This window comes from Nocardioides sp. 31GB23, assembly GCF_040012395.1.
Classification (GTDB): Bacteria; Actinomycetota; Actinomycetes; order Propionibacteriales; family Nocardioidaceae; genus Nocardioides; species Nocardioides salarius.
The window spans coordinates 1-19,467 of record NZ_JBDYKJ010000084.1; the positions used below are offsets into that span (position 1 = coordinate 1).

At 64.7% G+C, this 19,467-nt stretch carries 16 protein-coding genes; 7 read left to right on the top strand and 9 right to left on the bottom strand.

The window, feature by feature from the left end; all coding sequences use genetic code 11:
• Nucleotides 1–28: 28 nt before the first annotated feature.
• The 9 genes from ABKW28_RS20080 to ABKW28_RS20120 form a co-directional block, all read right to left on the bottom strand.
• A complete protein-coding gene (locus ABKW28_RS20080; protein ID WP_348612725.1) occupies nucleotides 29–478 on the bottom strand; it encodes a TadE family protein in 450 nt (149 codons plus the stop codon).
• Complete coding sequence (locus tag ABKW28_RS20085) at nucleotides 447–632, bottom strand: hypothetical protein (protein ID WP_300399939.1); 186 nt, start codon at nucleotides 630–632, stop codon at nucleotides 447–449. The genes ABKW28_RS20080 and ABKW28_RS20085 overlap by 32 nt, the downstream gene beginning before the upstream one ends.
• A gap of 23 nt (nucleotides 633–655) precedes the next feature.
• Nucleotides 656–1,558, bottom strand: coding sequence for a type II secretion system F family protein (locus ABKW28_RS20090; protein ID WP_300399940.1), 903 nt, complete (start codon nucleotides 1,556–1,558; stop codon nucleotides 656–658).
• Nucleotides 1,555–2,412 carry a type II secretion system F family protein gene (locus tag ABKW28_RS20095; RefSeq protein WP_300399941.1) on the bottom strand — a complete coding sequence of 286 codons (858 nt, stop codon included), beginning with the start codon at nucleotides 2,410–2,412 and terminating at the stop codon, nucleotides 1,555–1,557. The genes ABKW28_RS20090 and ABKW28_RS20095 overlap by 4 nt, the downstream gene beginning before the upstream one ends.
• A complete protein-coding gene (locus ABKW28_RS20100) occupies nucleotides 2,409–3,884 on the bottom strand; it encodes an ATPase, T2SS/T4P/T4SS family (RefSeq protein ID WP_300399942.1) in 1,476 nt (491 codons plus the stop codon). The genes ABKW28_RS20095 and ABKW28_RS20100 overlap by 4 nt, the downstream gene beginning before the upstream one ends.
• The gene (locus ABKW28_RS20105) at nucleotides 3,874–4,587 is read right to left on the bottom strand and encodes a hypothetical protein (protein ID WP_300399943.1); all 714 of its coding nucleotides are present in this window, start codon (nucleotides 4,585–4,587) and stop codon (nucleotides 3,874–3,876) included. The genes ABKW28_RS20100 and ABKW28_RS20105 overlap by 11 nt, the downstream gene beginning before the upstream one ends.
• Before the next feature lie 67 nt (nucleotides 4,588–4,654).
• A complete protein-coding gene (locus tag ABKW28_RS20110) occupies nucleotides 4,655–5,212 on the bottom strand; it encodes an SAF domain-containing protein (protein ID WP_300399944.1) in 558 nt (185 codons plus the stop codon).
• Between the two features lie 144 nt (nucleotides 5,213–5,356).
• On the bottom strand, nucleotides 5,357–6,217 hold the full coding sequence (locus ABKW28_RS20115; protein WP_348612727.1) for a hypothetical protein: 861 nt from the start codon (nucleotides 6,215–6,217) through the stop codon (nucleotides 5,357–5,359).
• An 86-nt stretch (nucleotides 6,218–6,303) separates the two neighbouring features.
• A complete protein-coding gene (locus ABKW28_RS20120; RefSeq protein ID WP_348612729.1) occupies nucleotides 6,304–6,942 on the bottom strand; it encodes a hypothetical protein in 639 nt (212 codons plus the stop codon).
• Between the two features lie 264 nt (nucleotides 6,943–7,206).
• Here ABKW28_RS20120 and mobF point away from each other — a divergent pair, with 264 nt between their 5' ends.
• The 7 genes from mobF (at nucleotide 7,207) to ABKW28_RS20155 (ending at nucleotide 19,165) form a co-directional block, all read left to right on the top strand.
• On the top strand, nucleotides 7,207–10,740 hold the full coding sequence (gene mobF, locus ABKW28_RS20125) for a MobF family relaxase (RefSeq protein ID WP_300399947.1): 3,534 nt from the start codon (nucleotides 7,207–7,209) through the stop codon (nucleotides 10,738–10,740).
• 123 nt (nucleotides 10,741–10,863) lie between these two features.
• Complete coding sequence (locus ABKW28_RS20130; RefSeq protein ID WP_348612731.1) at nucleotides 10,864–11,169, top strand: hypothetical protein; 306 nt, start codon at nucleotides 10,864–10,866, stop codon at nucleotides 11,167–11,169.
• 383 nt (nucleotides 11,170–11,552) lie between these two features.
• On the top strand, nucleotides 11,553–13,238 hold the full coding sequence (locus ABKW28_RS20135; protein ID WP_348612737.1) for a DEAD/DEAH box helicase family protein: 1,686 nt from the start codon (nucleotides 11,553–11,555) through the stop codon (nucleotides 13,236–13,238).
• A gap of 45 nt (nucleotides 13,239–13,283) precedes the next feature.
• A complete protein-coding gene (locus ABKW28_RS20140; protein ID WP_348612733.1) occupies nucleotides 13,284–14,576 on the top strand; it encodes an ISL3 family transposase in 1,293 nt (430 codons plus the stop codon).
• A 7-nt stretch (nucleotides 14,577–14,583) separates the two neighbouring features.
• Complete coding sequence (locus tag ABKW28_RS20145; RefSeq protein ID WP_348612735.1) at nucleotides 14,584–15,534, top strand: type I restriction-modification enzyme R subunit C-terminal domain-containing protein; 951 nt, start codon at nucleotides 14,584–14,586, stop codon at nucleotides 15,532–15,534.
• Nucleotides 15,531–17,543, top strand: coding sequence for an N-6 DNA methylase (locus tag ABKW28_RS20150; protein ID WP_300399948.1), 2,013 nt, complete (start codon nucleotides 15,531–15,533; stop codon nucleotides 17,541–17,543). The genes ABKW28_RS20145 and ABKW28_RS20150 overlap by 4 nt, the downstream gene beginning before the upstream one ends.
• Before the next feature lie 62 nt (nucleotides 17,544–17,605).
• Complete coding sequence (locus tag ABKW28_RS20155) at nucleotides 17,606–19,165, top strand: serine/threonine-protein kinase (protein ID WP_300399949.1); 1,560 nt, start codon at nucleotides 17,606–17,608, stop codon at nucleotides 19,163–19,165.
• The last annotated feature ends 302 nt before the right edge of the window (nucleotides 19,166–19,467 follow it).

Genomic DNA, 19,467 nt, shown 5'->3' on the forward strand with positions numbered 1-19,467 from the left:
AACCGCGTTCTGTGAGAGGCTCAAGCCGTCAGTTCCCACCGGCATACCCTTCAGAATTCGTGAACTCACGGGAGGGTGCGGTCACCCGTTCGACAGGGACGGTGGCGCTCTGGCGGATCACCGGATTCCAGCCGGGAATGACGCTGAGGCTGCGCGCTTCGACGATCACGGTGGCCGTGGTCGCCGTACGTTCGGCTTGGGCGACGGCCTGCTGGAGGACGTCGTTGCCGATGTCATCGATGAACGCGTTGGCAGCGTCGACACCGCGAGATTCGCTTCCGGTCTCCGCGCCGGCTGCTCGGGCGCCCTCCTGTGCGGCGGCGATCGCGACCGTTCGGGCGTGGTAGTAGAGCGCGGCCTGCAACCCCAGGAAGAGGACCGCGAACAGAGCCGGCAGCAGGATCACGAGTTCGACCGAAACCGAACCACGCTGATCCCGTCGTCGCTCAGTTGATCTTGCCGGCCTGGATCTCGACAAAGGTCTTCACCGCCGCGACCACGATCCCGACGATGGCGATCACCGCCACCGCCCACAAGACGTGCTCAGTGGTGACCGAGCCGCGCTCGTCACGTTTCAGTCGGCCTTCCCAGACGAGCATCAGTGTCGTGACCGCCGTCATCAATCGCTTCATGGCTTCTTCCTTCCTTCTCACATTCAGGTGCCGCTGAACATCCGCAGCAGGGACGGCGCCACGAGCAGCGCCATGAAGATGACTCCGAGCAGGGAGCCGGGGATCGTCATCCGTTCGCCGACCGCGTTGGCCTGGGCGATTTCGGCATTGAGCATTGCCGTGCGCATCGCGGCGGAACGAGCCCGCAGGTTGCCGTAGACCGCTGCGCCCTCCTCACCGGAGAGCCGCATGATGTCGGCGAAGTCCTCCAACTCAGGCAGCCCAAGCTCCTCAGCTAGCGCATGCAACGCATCCCACGGCGGAAGCCCCGACCAACGGGACCGGCCGAGCTCCTCACTGAGCCGCCGGAACACCCACGAGTCCGCCACCTCGGCAGCCGACTCCATCGCCTGGCGTACGCCGGAGCCGTTGTGGCGCTCCAGCGCAACCAGGTCGATATAGGCACCGAGCGCCCGCGCGAACTCCACCCGCGCCCGCTTCGCGTCGTCGACGGCGTTGTAGTTCGGGATGAAGAAGCACACCGCCGCCAGCGCGACCGAGGCGAACGCCGGCACCATCAATGGCAGCCCTATGCCCAAGACCTCGAAGAAGGCGCCGAGCAGGGGCGGCGCCACCAACCCGAGTGCGGCGAACGTGAGCTTGTCGCCGTAGAACTTCGCCAGCGGGATCCGCAGCAGCGCCAGTTCCCGAGTCGGCGTGCGCACCCACATTCCGGGAGGCAGAACCCGGATCGCCCACACACCGAGGCGTTCCTTGCCCGAGGTCGACTCGGTGGAGGCAACCAGATCGGCATGCCGGGATGGTGTGAGCCGCCCGAGTGCCTCGGCGAGATCCACCTGAGCTGGTAGCAACCGGGCGACCAGCAGCACGGCGCCGAGCATGAGCAGCGCGCCGGCCGCCATCGCCAAGGGCAGGCCCGCGATCATGACGCCCGCCCCACAGTCCCCGAAGCGCCGACGAGAAAGCGTGCCAACGGCTTGCCGATCGCCATTCGCTTCATCCACACCAACGTCGCGACGTACGCAGCCAGCAGCGTCACCAGGATGACCTGGCCCAGGGGATTGCGGTATGGCTCGACGTACGTCCCGGAGATCGCGAGGATCACCAGGACCCCGACGCTGATGATGGTGACCCAGCGGGCAGTGGCGCGAGGCTTGGCGCGGTCGGCCTCGATCTGACGTCGAGCGCGTACGTCGGCAGAGACCGACTCGGCCAGACTTTCCAGCACCTGCGCCAACCCAGCGCCCCGACGGCGTGCCGCGAGGATCAGGTTCGCAGCCACCAGATCTCCGGTCGCGTCATCGAGCTCGTCAGCGAACGACCGGATCGCCTCCTCGGTGTTCCACCGCGAACGCAAACGCGCGACCAGTCGCTGCACCTCCGGCCGGATCGCGCTCGGAGTCGACCGTTCAGTGGCCACCAGCGCCTGCTCCAGACCGATGCCGACAGTCAGCACACCGGACAGCGATCGCGTCCATTCCTCCATGGCTTCGAGCCGGTCGATCCTTGCTGCGGCACCGGAGTTGGACAGCAGCATCGGCACACCAATGCACGCCACCGGAACGGCGATCAGCGCGAGAGCCCAACCCGTCACCAACCACGCCAAGCACCCGCCGACCACGCCCACCAGCAGCAGCCGCTTCGTGGCAGCGCTCATCGGCTTGCGCCGAACCGGACGAGACCGCGACGGACGCACCGGCGCCGGTTTCAGCCCGACGACCAACCCGATGATTCCGGCGACGATCAGCGCTCCCGCAACGGCCGGCACCAAGGCGATCACGACAACACCTGCTGCTCGCTGAGGAACGCGCCCAGGTCGAATCCGCAGGACGCCAACGCCCGGTACTCCTCGGGGAGGATCGCGGGCCGTGCGGTGCCGGAGGCATCGGGGGAGAACAGGTGTGTCGTGGCGTAGCCGGTCTCGCGTTCGCCCGGAGCGACCGCGATCACCTCACGCACACAGCGGCGCCGCTGGAACCCATCCGCTGCACGCTCGGTGGTGAGATCTAGTTGCACGATCAGGTCGATGGTCGAGGCGAGCTTGCTCGTCGCCAGTTCGTGGGTGACGTGGGGCCCGGCCTCCATCGCGCACGTGACGAGCTTGCGGATCGCGGCAACGGCATCAGAGGCGTGGGTGGTGGAGATGGATCCGGTGCCGGACTCCATCGCCTTGATCATCGCCCAGATCTCCCGGCCGCGGACTTCGCCGACGATCTGGCGCGACAGGTTGAACCGGAACGAGTCGATCAGCGCCTCGTCGAGGCCGAACTCGCCGGCCAGGCGACCGTCAGCACCACGCTCGCCGGAGCCGGGGCGTGCCTCCCAGGCATGCACGATCTTGTGACGGCCCAGTTCGTTGAGGTGGAGTTCGTACTCGGTCTCGAACGTGCCGATCGCCTCGTGCTCATCGATCTCGCTGCACAGAGCACGCACCAGCGTCGTCTTCCCGGCACCTTGGCATCCCGAGACCACGATGCTCTTGCGGGCACGGACAGCGGCACGCAGGAACGAGGCCAGCAGCGGTGAGAGCATTCCGCGCTCGACGAGGTCGTCCAGTGTCACCTGCATCAGCCGGTGGCGTCTGATCACGACCGATGGTCGGGGCGTCACCCACGCCGCAGCCGCCAATCGCGAGCCACCGTCAAGACGCAGGTGCAGCCGAGGTTGTGCTTCAGAGAACCCGCGAGCGTTCACCTCGCTGCGTGAAGCGAGGAAGACCAGGAAGTCGATCAGTTCGGCATCGGAGTCGGCGACGGGTGGTCCCTCGATGAGAGATCCGTCGATGAGTTCGAGCATGACGTTGTCGTGCCCGGCGATGATGATGTTCTCGACCCGGTCGTCGTCGACCAGTGGTTGAAGCCGGCCAAGCCGGAACAGGGAATCGAACACCGCTTGGGCCAGCGCCGCTTGGGCTGTCGAGCTCCACGCGCCGCGCCCGTCGTTGACCCGATCGGCCATCGTCGACTCGATCAGATCCAGCACGATGGCGCGGCCCAACTCTGTCTGCGCCGTCCTGTCCAGACGAGAAGATTCCGCGCTCACCGCCTGACTCAGTTGCTTCGAGGCAAGTGTGCGCAGTGAGGCGACGACGCCCCAGTCGATCTCCCCGTCGTCGTACGACGACGCAACCGGTGGCTCGGGCAGCCGCGGAGGAGTCGCAGCGGGGGTTCTGGGCAGTGGTTGGCCGAACAGCGGCAGGTCAATCAGCCGCGGATCGGCGTTGGTGGGACGGACAAGGTGGTCACTGGACATCGGAGAGCACCTCCGTGCCGAGGCCATCACGCCGGACGTTCACTGCGGCGTGGATCGCGGAGATTGCGGCCTGAAGGCTGCGCACCAATGGACTGCGATCGAATCGGTCGGGGATGGTGACGCCGCGGTGCAAGACCGCGGCGGACTGCGGATCGTCTGCGACGACTGCATGGACCGGCAGCCCGAGGACGTTGCTGACTTCCTTAGCCGAATACGGCTGCCCCTCGCCCACGAGCATCACGCCAGGGTTCGCCCACGCCGGATGCCCACGCTGGACGGCTTCGGCCCACGAGCGGGTGGCTGCGATGGCAGGCAGGTGCGTCCTACACAGCATCAAGGAGAGATCTGACTCGGCAAGCACGGGCTCGGGCCATCCGACGAGACCGAGCCGACCGCAGTCGACGATGGCGTCCTGGCCGGTCGCTTCGAGGTCCTGCAGGGCCGTCATCAGCGGCGTCCACAGTCCGGTGAGTGCCGGCGCCTGGGTGTGGGCCCGTGGACCGGGGATGAACGCCGCGGTAGAGGACCCGATCGGTTGGGCGATCCGCGGCAGCAGGTCGGCCACGTCGTCAGCTGAGAGGGCCAGCTCAACCAGGCCCTGGTCGTAGGACTTGATGCCGCGGAAGTAGCCCGCCAAGATGCCAGACCCTCCGGTGGCGTCCGCTTCGACCAGCAGCACCGGTCGTGGCCACAGCAACGCCATCCCGAGAGCGGTCGTCGTGACTCCCGGGGAGCCGGAGGCAGAGCCGAGCGCAATGACAGTCATGACGTCACCGCGCCCTGGAGTCCAGCACGATCACGACGTTCCCGCTCGCGATCTGGGTGGCCAGAACGGCCGCCTCGGCGTGGGGGACCAAGAGATCCACGACGAGCTGACCGGTGTCATCGGAGATTCGAACGCCGACCACCTCGGCTTCGCTGAACGAGGGAACCCCAGTCGGAGCCTCACTGCCCTCGGCCGGTGTCGCAACCACCCGCACCCGATCACCCGTCTGCAGGTCCATCCCGGGTGCCTGCGACGACGTCAGCGCGACGCCGACGACCGACATGTTCTCGGCCGGCACTACCGAGTCGGCGTACGACGACGGCGTCAGCAGCGAACCAGCTGCGATGTCGACGGCGGCTCGTTGCCCGACCACCGACTCCAAAGAACTCGCACCGACCGGCTTCAAGGCGGGGTCACTGTTGACCCGGACCCGGACCAGGTCGTCGGCCTCGATGATCGCCCCGCGCTCGATGTCGGCACGTGAGGCGAGGACTTCTTGAGTGTTGGTCGTGGCGGTCCACGCCCAACCGCCAAGGATCGCGCCCAGACAGATCGCCACCACCGCGGCAGCGATAAGGGCCGGACGTCGTCGCAACTTCGGAGGTGGAGGCAACGGTGGCTCGGCAGAGGACGGAGGGGGGATCTGCGATTGCTCATACCGTGTCGCGGTGCTGCTCATCTTCGTCTGCCCTCTCGCCGCTGCCCGTTACTCCACGAGCACCTGTGCCTCGCCGATGGTGATCTCGACTGACCTCTGAAGGCCGTCGAGGCGGATGGTTCCGGTCTGGCCGGCGCCCTCCCACGTGATCACCCACGACGACGTCGCCGTCACCGTGTAGGTGCCACCGGGCTCTCCGGCGCTCGACTTCGTGTAGACGTGACCGCAGTCCGGGGACGGCTTCTTGCCGTATGCGGCCTTGTACGGGGTCCCTGCCGTTCGGCACTCGACGGTCGTGCCGTCGCCCATCTGCCAGGTCACCTTCTGCACGTTCGCCGTCGCGGTGATCGTGATCCCACCTGCAGTGGCGGTGGCTGTGATCGGCCCGTAGGTGTGGTCGTCAGGGTTGGCCGCCCACATCCACACCGGCATGCCGACCAACCCGATCCGGTTCACCCCTGGCTCTGGCGTGATGCCGACGTCGATCGCCCGCAGCGCCATGTCGTCGATGGCCAACTGCGCGACGTCGCGCGGGCTCGGTCCCGTGCCCGAGTTCTCCGGAGGGTTATCAGCCCAGATGTGGATGAGGAGATGGGCCTGCGGTTGGTAGCAGTCGTACACCGCACCGTCGCCAGGCTCGTGTCCCTCCCACGCTGGGTCGCCGGCGGGCGGTTGAGGGTCGAGGAGGCGGATGTAGCAGCGATAGGTGTTCGACCAGTATCCGTACTCCGACGTGCAGGGGACCGGTCCTGGGGGCGGCTTGGTGATGCCCTGTTTCGTGCCGTCCCAGTAGCAGCTCTGGCCCGAGCCGGTGTCCTTCGGGCCGTCGTCGACGTTCTCGTTGCTCGGCACTTCGACGACCACCCACACCACGCAGATCCCTGACAATGGGTCCTGCTGCTGGCACACCGTCTTGCTATCCGCCGTCGCGGCTGGCGTGCTGGCGCCGATCAGGAACCCAGCGAGTAGTCCTGAAAGGACAAGGAGTTGCAGACCTACGCGGTGCACGGCGATTTCTCCATGTCCTTGCCTCCGGCAATACGCCAGCCACCCTTGGGGTCGGTGTCCCAGGTGTAGTTCGCCACGGTCAGACGTGTCCAACCCCGGTCCGCGCGGTCTGATGGCACGACGGACTTGCCGTCGACATCGAGAAGGTCAGCGCCGCTGACGTCCCAACACACATCGATGGTCACCGAGGGAACCCGCCCCGTTGACGGATCAGAGTTGTCCAGACTGACCGACTGGATCTTCGTCTCGATGACTTTGGTGTCGCCGACTTGGTAGAGCCCGTCATTGCGTTGGCTCGCCAGGAACTTCTGCTGTGCCGAGAGTTGCGTGCTCACAGCCACGGCTTCGAGGTTGCTGATCGGAGCTTCAGGGTCCTGGCGGAGCGAGTCGATCGTGGCGTAGTACGTGGTCACCGCCTCGACCGCGGAGGCAGACGCCTCATCCTCAGGTGAAGTCGGAGACGGGCTGGGGGAGGTGATCGTTTCGCGGGCCCCTGGGGACCGCGTAGGCGTGGAGTCTGTGTCATTGTCCGAGCCGCAGGCAGCCACCGCGGCGAGCATGAGACCTGCTGTCGCGACCGAGAAAGCTCTGCTGAATTTCACCATGGCCGAGTCCAACTGCTCCACCGAGAAAGTCCCGGGTGAGCAATAGACGGCGCCCCGATAGCGGTCCCACCGAGTTCACCGCCTGCAACCATTGAGCCATTGAAATGTGATCTGCGCAACATCCGTTCCTCCTGTCTGCACCTCATTGATCAGGTGCACAGCCGGCGCCCGCCACTCGCAATCGCCCGAAAATCGACTGCTCCGCAGCCCGCTGCTCAATCCGGTCACACCTCTGGCACAGCGAGGCGGAACACCCGGCACACCTTCGTTTCGAGGAGGTGCGTCGTGACGGTGTCGCTGCGGAAGATGAGCCCCGGACACGGGTGCGACTACCTGCTCAAGAGCGTCGTCGTGGGCGACGGCAACCGGGCGTTGCGTACGCCGATGACGCGGTACTACGCCGAAGCCGGCACGCCGCCAGGCGTCTGGCTGGGCTCCGGTGTCCGCGAGTTTGGGGCAGGCCAGCTGACAGTTGGTGCGGAGGTGACGCCATCGCAACTCGAACTGCTCCTCGTCCACGGCCGCGACCCGATCACCGGCAAGCAACTGGGACGGGGCTATCCGACCTACCCGTCGATGCAGGGGCGCATCGACCAGCGCATCGCAGAGCTCGACCTTGCGTTGACGGCGGAGACACGAGCGAACGTGGTCGCCCGGATCACCCACGAGGAAGAAGCCCGGGGGCCGAAGACTGCGGTGTCTGGCTTCGACCTGACCTTCAGCGTCCCAAAGTCAGTCTCAGCGCTGTGGGGACTCGCGGACGCTGACCTGCAGACGCAGCTTGTGCAGGCCCACCACGACGCCGTAGCCGAGGTGCTGGAGTTCTTCGAGCGTGAAATCGCTGTCACGAGGGCGGGTGCTAACGCCCGCAACGGCGCCGTCGCCCAGCACGAGGTCGCCGGCGTGGCGGCGACGGCATACGACCACTGGGACTCACGCTGCGGTGACCCGCAACTGCACACCCACGTGGTCGTCTCCAACAAGGTCCGCACCGTCTACGACCAGAAGTGGCGCAGCCTCGACTCGATCCCGATCCACCGCAGCGTGGTCGCGATCTCCGAGCACTACAACGCAGTCCTGGCCGACCTGCTCACCCGACGCCTCGGCCTCGCCTGGGACCGCCGCGACCGCGGCGCCGACCGCAACCAGGCACTGGAGATCACAGGCGTAAGCGACGACCTGATCCGCGAGTTCTCGAACCGCTCCCGTGATGTCGACATCGAGACCGACCGACTGATTGAGGAGTACGTCGCTGAGTATGGTCGGCGACCATCGGCAAAGACGATCATCGAACTGCGAGCGACGGCGACAATCGCGACCCGCCCCGAGAAGGAACTGCACTCACTGGCTGAGTTGACGACGGGGTGGCGTGACCGAGCCCAAGGTCTGCTGGGTGCGGATCCGACTGGCTGGGCGCACTCGGTTCTCGCCCATGCGGGCAGCATCGGGCTGCGCGCCGAAGACGTGCCGCTCGACATGATTACCGAGGTCGGGCGTCAGGTGGTGGCGGTGGTGGGGGAGAAGCGATCGACCTGGCGGCACTGGAACCTGTGGGCCGAGGCGTCAAGGAAGACGATGGAGTGGCGCTTCGCCACAGCCCGCGACCGCGAGGCCGTCGTTGCCCTGATCGTCGACGCTGCCATCGGCGCATCCATTCGCCTCACCCCACCTGAGCTCGCGGCCAGCCCTGAACCCTTCCGATGGGCTGACGGTTCGAGTCGGTTCCGGCCGCGCCAGTCGGTGGTGTTCAGTTCCGCTGACCTGCTCGCGGCCGAAGACCGGCTCCTGGTCCGCGCCAACACGGCGACCGCACCCGCAGTCGATCTTGCCACGGTCGAGGGCGCCACCAGTCGCGACGTCCTTGGCCACCACCTGTCCGAGGGGCAAGCGAACGCGCTGGCCCAGATCGCCACCTCAGGCCGGCAGGTCGACCTCTTGGTTGGCCCGGCTGGGGCGGGGAAGACGACCGCGATGCGTGCCTTGCATGCCGCCTGGACCACCACCCATGGCCCCGGATCGGTCGTCGGGCTCGCTCCGTCGGCTGCCGCAGCGCAGGTTCTGGCTGACGATCTGAGCATCGTGTGTGACAACACCGCCAAGTGGCTCCACGAGCACGACCGGGGCCGAGCCCAGTTCGCCCGCGGTCAGTTGGTGATCATCGACGAAGCCACGCTGGCCGGCACGCACACGCTGGACCGGATCACCGGTCTGGTCGCCGACGCAGGGGCGAAGGTGCTCCTGGTCGGGGACTGGGCCCAACTGCAGTCCGTCGACGCTGGTGGGGCGTTCTCGATGCTCGCCGCCGCCCGGGATGACACCCCCGAACTGGTGGAGATCCTCCGCTTCGACCATGACTGGGAAGCCACCGCCACCGCTGCGTTGCGGGTAGGGGACACCGACGTGATCGGCATCTACCTCCACCACGACCGTGTCCACAGCGGCGGCACCGACGAGATGACCGACGCCGCCTACGACGCCTGGCGCACCGATATCCGGGCCGGGCTGTCGAGCGTTCTGGTCACCGAAGCCACCGCCACCGTCACCCGACTCAATCAACGAGCTCGCGCTGAGCGGATCCTTACCGGTGAGACCGAAGCCGGTCGCGAGGTCGAGCTTGCTGACGGCAACCGTGGGTCGGTCGGGGATCTGATCATCACCCGCCGCAACCAGCGGCAGTTCCGGTCGCTTCGAGGGGGCTGGGTCCGCAACGGCGATCGCTGGCGGATCACTGACGTCCTGCCCGACGGCTCCGTCCTAGCCACCCGCCTCGACCAGAGAAGCGCGGGTGCGGTGGTCCTGCCCGCGGCCTACGTCCGCGAGAGCGTCGACCTCGGCTATGCGACCACCGCGCACCGGGCCCAGGGCATGACGGTCGACACCGCCCACGTGGTCGCCTCGGAGCGCACCAACCGGGAGAACCTGTACGTCTCGATGACCCGTGGCCGTCGATCGAACACTGTCTACGTCGCACTCGACGACCCGGACGACACCCACACCCCGCCGCAGGACGGAGAGGTCACCGCCCGGACTGTGCTCTACGGCATCCTCAAACGCTCCGGTGTCGAGCTGTCGGCGCACCAGATGATCGAGGCCGAGCACGAGCACTGGTCGTCCATCGCCCAGTTGGCCGCCGAGTACGAGACCATCGCCGCCGAAGCCCAACGCGACCGCTGGACGAAGCTGGTCCACCAGATCGGGTTGGACGAGGCAGACGTCGAACGCCTCCTGGCTTCTGACTCCTTCGCGCCACTGGCTGCGGAGTTCCGCCGTGCCGAAGCCAACGGCTACAGCCTCTCCATCGTCCTCCCTCGGGTTGTCGCGAGCCGGGGACTCGCGGACGCCCACGACATCGGCGCCGTGCTGATCAGCCGCCTCCACCATGCCACTGCACGACCCAAGCGAACCGGCCGCCGCCGCGCAGCACCGAACCTTGTCGTCGGCTTGATCGCGGCTGCTTCCGGACCGATGACCGCCGAGCAGCGTCAAGCGCTCGACGAGCGCCGCGAGCTGATGGAAGCCCGCGCCGCCGCACTGGCCGAGCGCGCAATCAAGGACCGTGAGCCGTGGGTTGCGACCATCAGTCCGACTGAGGGCGCATCTGCCTTACACGTCTGCTTCGACCAGATCCGCATCATTGCTGCCTACAGAGACCGCTACGGCATCACCGGAGCTCACCCGCTGGGACCGGTGCCTGCGAGCATCACCCAGCGCGCCGACCGAGAACGCGCAGCGGCCGCTCTACGGCGGACACAGGAGTTGGTCAGCGACCCCGTGGATCCCCGTGTCACGGGGATCCAGCCGACCGTCATGGCTCGCTGACGAGTTTCCACAGGCGCTCGCCAGCCGTCGTTGTCCACAGGTGCCGGAGATTGTTGCTCTCGCCAGTCGGCTGGCGCGCTACCCCGGAGAGACAACATCGGTTCGTCTGAAGGGGATAACGCCATGATTCTGATGGTCTCGGTCCGTCTGGCCGCAACCGTCCACGCTTACCTCGACGCCTACGCGCCAACCAACATCCTCATCCGCGCACTGCGCACTACCGAGGCTCAACGTCTCGCGCTTCCGGTCTCAGCGGTCCTGACGGTCGCCTACGGTCTTCTCGGGGCCTGTCTGACTTCAATCATCAACTCAGACGGTCCCGGCTGGCTTAACCCGATCGCACTTCTTTGCGCGTGGAACACGATTAAGTGCGGCTGGGTGGCCGTGTGCTCAACGGCCGGTAGGCGAGCGATTGGTCAGAGACTGTGATCTCGACAGACGACGACACTGCGCCGATGTCGACTCCCCCGATCGAGGGGATGAGGACGGCCTCCTCGACCGGAAACCTCCTAAGCCCCGTTGCATGCGGCTGTTGCCCCAGATCGACGCGACCGGTTCCATGCGTTGCAACTCGCGGTGAGTCCGCTGGCTGCACGAATCGAGCAACAGTGACCGCGGTGCGGCGTCGTATTTTGCGAGTGGTCCGCAAAGGGTCCGCTGTCGTCCGCCGATTACCTGCATGGTCACACGACCTCGTGTGCACGGTTCAATTTGAACGGGGCACATGCAAGTCCAAGAGGGAATCTGCCCGCTCCGACCGCGGTGCGGCTCGCAAACTGTCGGCACTTCTTGGAAGACTAGCGCGCGTGACCATGAACGAGCGTGAGACGCGCGAGCAGCTGATTGACCCGTTGCTCGCGGATGCGGGTTGGACGCCCGCGCTGATCGAGGAGGAATACGTCTACCGAGCCGGGCGTCTACGCCTGCTGGGCGAGCAGACCGTTCGCGACGAACCGCAGTTCATCGATTATGTGCTGAGGGCAGAGCCGAGAGGTGCGATTTTGGCGTCGCTCGAAGCCAAGGATGAAGCTCACGCTCCGGGGGCCGGACTACAACAGGCGCTGGCGTATGCGTTCGATGTGCAGGCCCCGTTTGCCTTCTCTAGCAACGGCCACGAAGTCGTGGAGCAGGACTTGAGAACGGGAGTCGTTCGTCGACTCAGCGCCTTCCCAAGCCCGGACGAACTTGTGACAAGGTGGCGCGAACGGGTGACATGGAGGGGACCCACCGTGACGACGCCAGACGGGCGGCAGGTTGCGAATCCGCTTCTGCAGTCGGCGTTCGCTCTCCCAGGAGCGCCCTCGATGCGCTACTACCAGGAGCGAGCCGTCAGCGCGTCGATTGAGCAAATCCTGTTGGGGCGGCGCCGGGCACTCCTGTCCTTGGCGACAGGGACGGGCAAGACATTCATAGCGTTCAACTTTGTTCACAAGCTGCTCTCAAGTCAGTACGCAAGGCGCGTGCTCTTCATTGCAGACCGTGTCAGCCTGCGCGATCAGGCCTACAACGAGTTCGGAGGCCTGGGTGATCGGCGGGGCGTCGTGACTGGCGGCGCGGTGCCCTTAGAACGTGACGTCCACTTCGCGATCTATCAGTCGCTCTATGCAGACGCGGTCGGAGGCGGTCGCGTCTACGAACAGTACCCACCTGACTTCTTCGACGTGGTGATCATCGACGAGTGCCATCGAAGTGGCTACGGTGACTGGTCTGCGATCCTCGAACACTTCCAAGGCGCGTTCCACCTGGGCATGACTGCCACTCCGAAGCAGAGTGACTCGGTCGATACCTATGCCCATTTCGCCTCGGAGAATCTTGATGCGGAAGGGCAGCCTCGCCCCATCTTCGAGTACTCACTCGGTCGAGGGATCGATGACGGATTCTTGGCGACGTACAAAGTGATGAAGATCAGCACCAGCGTTGACGAAGGACTCGTCATCCGTGACGAGATCGAGCGCGGTGCGGAACTGATCGTGCCGGAAGGTGCCACGCCACGCGACAGCTACGACATAAAGGAGTTCGAGCGAGCGATCATCGTGCCAGACCGGACAAGGTTGATGTGCGAGCACCTGGCCGGGCTGTTGCGCACCTACGGGGCTCTCGACAAGACCATGATCTTCTGCGTAACGATGGAGCACGCCGAGTTGGTTCGTTCTGAGATGCAGGCGTTGTTGGGCTCCGAGACTGGCAGGAACCTGTATGCGGCCCGCATCGTTAGTGAAGAGCGCGACGCGCAGCCCCTGCTTGAGCAATTCCAGCTCGCTTCGAGCGCTGAGCCTGTTGTCGTGACTACCGTTGATCTGCTGTCGACCGGCGTGAATGCACCGTCGGTGCGCAACATCGTGTTCATGAAGGCGATCGGTTCGGTGACGACGTTCAAACAGATTATCGGGAGGGGCAGCAGACTTGATCCGACGACCGGTAAGACATTTTTCGGCTCTTGTGACTCATCCGTGGGTCGTTGGTCGCGCCTGAACGGCCGCACGCCGCTCTCGCTCTAGGTTTCTGGCTTGTCGAGAGTCAGCAACTGCAGAGCGGAGAACGGCGTGCGAGACGCCAGCCTATGGCGCGCCCTTCTGGGCGTCGAGAACACAGTCATTGAAGAGATCGAGTTCGACGGAGCGGGCGAGGTCGTCGTCGCGCACGTGCGACCCAGGCGAGCCGGTCGTGGCCGTTGTGGCCGGTGTGGCACTCGGGCGTCGTGGTACGACCATGGTGAAGGACGGCGCCGGTGGCGCAGCCTGGATCTGGGCGTGATGCAGGTGTTTCTGGAGGCTGGCGCGCCACGGGTGAACTGCCCTGTCCACGGGCCGACGGTGCGCCAGGTGCCGTGGGCTCGTCACGGCGCCGGGCACACGCTGGCGTTCGACCAGCAGGTCGCCTGGCTGGCTACGCAGTGCTCGAAGTCGGCGATCACACAGCTGATGCGGGTCGCGTGGCGCACGGTCGGGTCGATCATCGCCCGCGTCTGGGACGACACCGCCGCCGGGATCGACGCGTTCGCCGGACTGCAGAGGATCGGGATCGACGAGATCTCCTACAAGCGTCATTATAAGTACCTGACCGTGGTCGTCGATCACGACACCGGTCGGCTGGTGTGGGCCAGCCCCGGCCGCGACCGCGCCACCGTGGAGAAGTTCTTCGATGCGTTGGAAGCTTCCGAGCAGGGCAGGTGTGCGCAGATCACCCACGTCACCGCTGATGGTGCGGAATGGATCGCGAACGTCGTCCGGGAGCGATGCCCCCAAGCGGTGCGGTGCGCCGACCCTTTCCATGTCGTCGGGTGGGCAACCGACGCGCTCGATGCCGTGCGCCGCGACGCCTGGAACCAGGCGCGTCGAGCCGGGAACACCAAGGTCTACGGCTGGGCCGCTGGCCGTCGTCTGGTCGTGTCCACCGGTCACGCGCGAGCCCTCAAGAACGCCCGATACGCACTGTGGAAGAACCCCGAGAACCTCACCGATCGCCAACAGGCCAAGCTGGAATGGATCGCGAAGACCGACCCCAGGCTCTACCGCGCTTACCTCCTGAAGGAGGGTCTGCGCACTGTGTTCCGGCTGCCGCCCGACGAAGCCGCGGACGCACTCGACAGGTGGATCGCCTGGGCGCGGCGTTGTCGGATCGAGTCGTTCGTCAAGCTCCAGCAGCGCATCTCCAGGCACCGCACCGAGATTCTCGCCGCGATCGAGCATGGCCTTTCCAACGGGCTGGTCGAGTCGGTCAACACCAAGATCCGACTCATCACGAGAATGGCCTTCGGATTCCGCTCACCCGACGCCCTCATCGCACTCGCGATGCTCAACCTCGGCGGTCACCGCCCCACCTTGCCCGGTCGATGACCCACGGATGAGTCACAAGAGCCCATTTTTCCGGGTCATCGATTACACCAACGCCACTCGGTTGTTTGACGACTGGGATCTTCCCACTGTGCCTGCGGTCGCTGGAGCGACCACAGGCACGCACTCCTTGAGCGGAATTGTTCAGGACGAGGAATCGGGGGAACTGATCCCGGGAGCCTCAGTCTCGATCCGTGTCGTTAGCCGTCTGCTTGCGGAGTGGCGGGCCGACGATGACGCGCGCTTCCGGGTCGATGAGCTGCCTAGTTCTGTACTCGATCTCTTCGTCGCTGCCACCGGGTACACCCGTCGCCACCTTCGAGTGGATCCCACCGATACCGACGCGCAGCCGCTGGTGGTCGCGCTCCGTCGCCCGGCTCAGGGAGAGCGTCGCCTTCGCATCTCGGGTGTCGAAGTCGCCATCGCCGACGAGATCGAGGTCGATCTTGGCAACGGCAACACATTGAATCCTGCCGAGTATCTGAGCCGTGTCCGGTCGGTCGTGAGTGAACGCACCCCGTCCCTTGACGATCTCAGAGCCACGTGGCAGTCGCGGGCGAGTCGCCGCGAGCTTGAGGAGTATCTATCTGTGCGGCAGATCACGCCGGAGCTTCTCAGCGTGGTCCTTGGCCGATACGACCTCGACGGGTTCGACCTGCTCGGGCACGCCGCGTTCGACGCTCCTCCGCTCAGCCTGGATGCCCGCGCTGTCGCCGCGCAGGCTAAGTTAGTCCGGCGCTACCCAGCTCTGCCCGACGGGTTCGTCGCTGCCGTCCTCGACAAGTTCCGTCTCGGTGGCGTCGCCGAAGTTGCGAGCAGTGAACTCTTCAGCCTCGCCCCGTTCCTTTCCGAGTGGGGTGGTGTGCTTGGAGTAACGTCAGTTCTGGGTGGCGCTGAGGCGGTCGGCACCTTCCTGTCTACCGTCCAATCCGTGCTGTTCGAGTCAGAAGTAGACGCATGACCCTCTCCGAACTCCAGTCCAAGATTAAGTCCGCATCCGACCGGATGCGTGCAGACGACAACACCAAGAATGCGCTGAAGTATCTTGAGCAACTTACTTGGCTCCTCTTCTTAAAGGTCTTCGATTCACTCGAAGAGAACCGCGAATTGGTCGCCGAGATCGACGGTACGACGTACCGGCCATTGATTCGCCGCGAGTTCCGTTGGGCCACGTGGGCGCGCAATCGCGACCTCACAGGAGATGCGCTTATCGAGTTCGTCACGGAACAACTGTTGCCGTACTTGCGCGAATTGTCGGGGAGTTCCCGCGCCGAGCGAGTGGGAGCGATCTTCGGAGAGATCCGCACGGTGATGAAGTCGGGATACTCGCTCAAGGAAGTCGTTAACATCGTCGACTCCATCGACTTCCACGCGCTCGACAACCACCACGCGATGAGCGTCATCTATGAGTCATTGCTCGCGCAGACAGCTGATGCTGGGTGGTCGGGGGAGTTCTACACGCCCCGACCAGTTGTTGAGGCGATGGTCCGCATTGTCAACCCGACGCTCGGAGAGACTGTGTACGACCCCTGCTCGGGTTCGGCGGGGTTCCTTGTGGGATCCGCTGAGCACATGGCTCCGGATACCAAGACCACCGAGCAACGTGCGACTTTCAACTCGAAGACTTTCTTTGGGCAGGAATCCGGAGAGATCGCAGCGCTGGTTGGCACAATGAACTTGATCCTGCATGGGGTCGAAGACCCACAAGTCGTGCGGAGGAACACGCTTGAGCAGGATGCCCGCAACGTTGCCCCGAGCCAGCAATTCAGCGTGATCTTGACAAACCCGCCATTCGGCGGCACCGAAAACCCCCAGGTTCAGCAGAACTTTCCCAGCAAGTCTGCAGCGACGGAGTTGCTGTTCTTGCAGCACTGCATGGCTAAACTGCGCGACGGTGGACGCGCCGCCATCGTTTTGCCTGACGGCATCCTTTATCGCACTGAAACGGCCTTCTCAACTGTACGACGCCGACTGATCAACGAGTTCAACGTAACGGCCATCGTACGGCTGCCCACTGGCGTTTTTCCGACTGCCCCTGACACACGCACGAACATCATCTTCTTCGGCAAGAATGGCCGGACCGAAACGATTCGCTACTATCAAGTGCCCGCGCCACCTGGGAAGCGCTCCTACAGCAAGACCAACCCGATTACGGCAGACGTGCTGAAGGGGGCTGAAGCGTGGCTGACTGAAGGCATGGCTGATGACTGCGCTTGGGAGGTCGCCTACGACGCGTTAGTCGAGAGCGGCTTCGATCTGGATATTCCATGGCCCAACGCAGCTCTGGTCACAGGCGCTGACACGGCGGGCGAACGCATCGAGGGTCTTCACACTCGTCTTGGCGTGATGGTTGAACTCACGCAGGCGTTAGCCACCGCTCATAGCTCCATGGAGCGTTTCCCCCTTGCTGAAGCTCGCCCAATCGGCGACTGGGTGGTGGAAGCTGGACCACGTGCGGGCGACCAGCTGCCTGAGCGCTACGTCGGTGTGAGCAATACCGGCGGACTTGCGCCCTTCAAAGGCAAGACTGCAAAGGACACGAGTCGTTATCGGGAGCTTCGGCCGGGCGACTTCGTCTACAACCCAATGCGTGTCAACGTTGGCTCAATCGCGCTGTGTCGTCGCGAAGACGAGGCAGGGTGGGTCAGTCCTGACTACGTCGTCTTCCGCCTGGCAGACGACACCCCGTTCGATGAGGAGTACCTCCTCATGTTTCTCAAGAGCGAGCAGGGCAGGGCGGAGATCGAGCGGGAGAGCCGCGGAGCAGTACGTCGGCGCCTCTACTTCGACGGCGTCAAGAAACTGAACGTTCCGGTGCCTGGCGACCGTGAGTCATGGTCGGCGCTGATCGCATCTTTTGCTTCAATCCGGCGACATCTTCGCGAGCTGCCGACGGCGGCCTTTGGGGCGTTGGCGGCGTTCGAGTCGGCAGTGTTCGACACGGACCGGGAGAGTAGTTCGAACTCTTAATCGTTGCTGGTACTTCACCAATAAGTTAAGGTGAAGCACCAGCAACTATTTAGGAGGGCGCTGTGCGGCTTGGTGGATCGAGTGAGGTGGCTGCGGAACTAGGCGTCTCCCTGTCGCGGGTAACAGCCTTGCGTCAACGTGCAGATTTTCCGGATCCGATCGGCGAGATCGCCCAGGGGCCGATCTGGGACCTGGATGTCATTGCTGCGTGGGCCGGCTCCAGCCTCCGGCGCACCAAGGCCGGCCGTCCGTCAGCTGAGGATGCTCGCCGAACGCTCGGAGGCCGCTTTCTGCTGGAGTATCCAGCAATTGGTAGTGGGGGTTTCGCTGATGTTTACCGGGCCGCTGACAAGAAGACCGGCGACACAGTCGCGATCAAGGTTCTTCGTGACGTCGGGAGCATTGACGCCGAGGCGATCAAACGCTTTCGACGTGAACTACGCATCATGCAGGATCTAACCCATTCAAATGTGGTGCCAGTTCTGTCCGATGGAGATACTTCTGCGGACCAGATTTGGTATGCAATGCCGATCGCGCAGGGCAGTCTGTCTGACTTCGCCTCAACCACGGAACTGACACCACCCATGATCGTCGACATCCTGCGGCAGGTTTGCGCGGGTTTGGCCCACGTCCACGAACACGGCGTCTATCACCGTGATCTCAAGCCGGCGAATGTCTTGCGTCTTAGCGCCGAGGACGGCAGCACGGAGACGTGGGCGGTCTCTGACTTCGGACTAGCCGTGCAGGCGGAGCGAGATACGGATCCACTCACCTCGACATACCGCCAGGGCCTCGGGTCGTGGGTCTATACGGCGCCAGAACAGTGGCAGCAGGCGAGGACGGCGGATCATCGCTCGGATGTCTACAGTCTGGGCAAGATCCTGCAGGAACTGGTGACTGGTGAGATGCCGGTGAACGCTGAGATGCCTGTCAGTGTGCTACGCCCCGTGGTCGAGAGGGCCATCGCCAACGCTCCTGACGCTCGTTACCAATCGGTCGAGGAATTCGTCGAGGCTATGGATCGTGCAATGGGCGCGAAGGCATCGCATGGGTCATGGGAAACGAGAGAGGAGCAGGCTGAACGGCTGCGAGACAGGCTTCTGAGTCGTCCAGGTGGAGAGGACCTCATCAACGTGGTCGAGTGGGCGCTGACGCTGGATGAAGCCAGCGACGAGGACATGGCGTCTTTGGTTCGTGTTCTCCCCTGGATGGATCTCGCCTCGATCAGGTGGCTATGGGAATGGGACCCTTCTGCCTTCGGCCGTGTGATCCAACGCTTCGCCGCACACGCCGGAACCGGAAGCTTCTCATTCGAATACTGCGACACCCTTGCGAACTTTTTGCGTCGCGTGGCGCGGGGAACCCAAGACCCGAAGGCGCTGGGGCAGGTAGTCCGTGCTCTTGCGCGACTCGGGACTCACCATAGCCGCTGGCACGTCCGGGATGTCCTGGTGGAGGTTCTGCAAGACATCAAGTCTGAGGCAGGTGCCAGCGCGGCGGTGGAGGCGCTCCGCTCGATCCCCCTCGATGAGTTGCGATGGTCGATCACTGATTTCACGATTCGAAGTCTCCCCGCGGCCGTTCGGGCTGGGGTCGGACCGCTCGTCGCGACAGCTTCTTAGAGGCGTACCGCGCAGCCCCGGTTTTCCAAGGGTCACCTTGGCTGTGGCCGCGATTCTTCCATGCTTGGGCTGGCGAACACCGATGAACGCTGTGTCGTTGGAAATGGGCTCGGGGCCGACAGCTACTCGCTAGAGGGTGCCCTTCGTGGCGCTCACCAACCCCTCGAGCGACCGAGCCATGGGGTTTGAGGGCTCTTCCCAGATGAGGGTGTAGGTCGGCCGGGCGCGTCGGTCCGCAGATAGACGTCGAGGTCTCCCGACGATGGAGGTTCCTACGCCATCCATCCGAAAGACCTCGACGT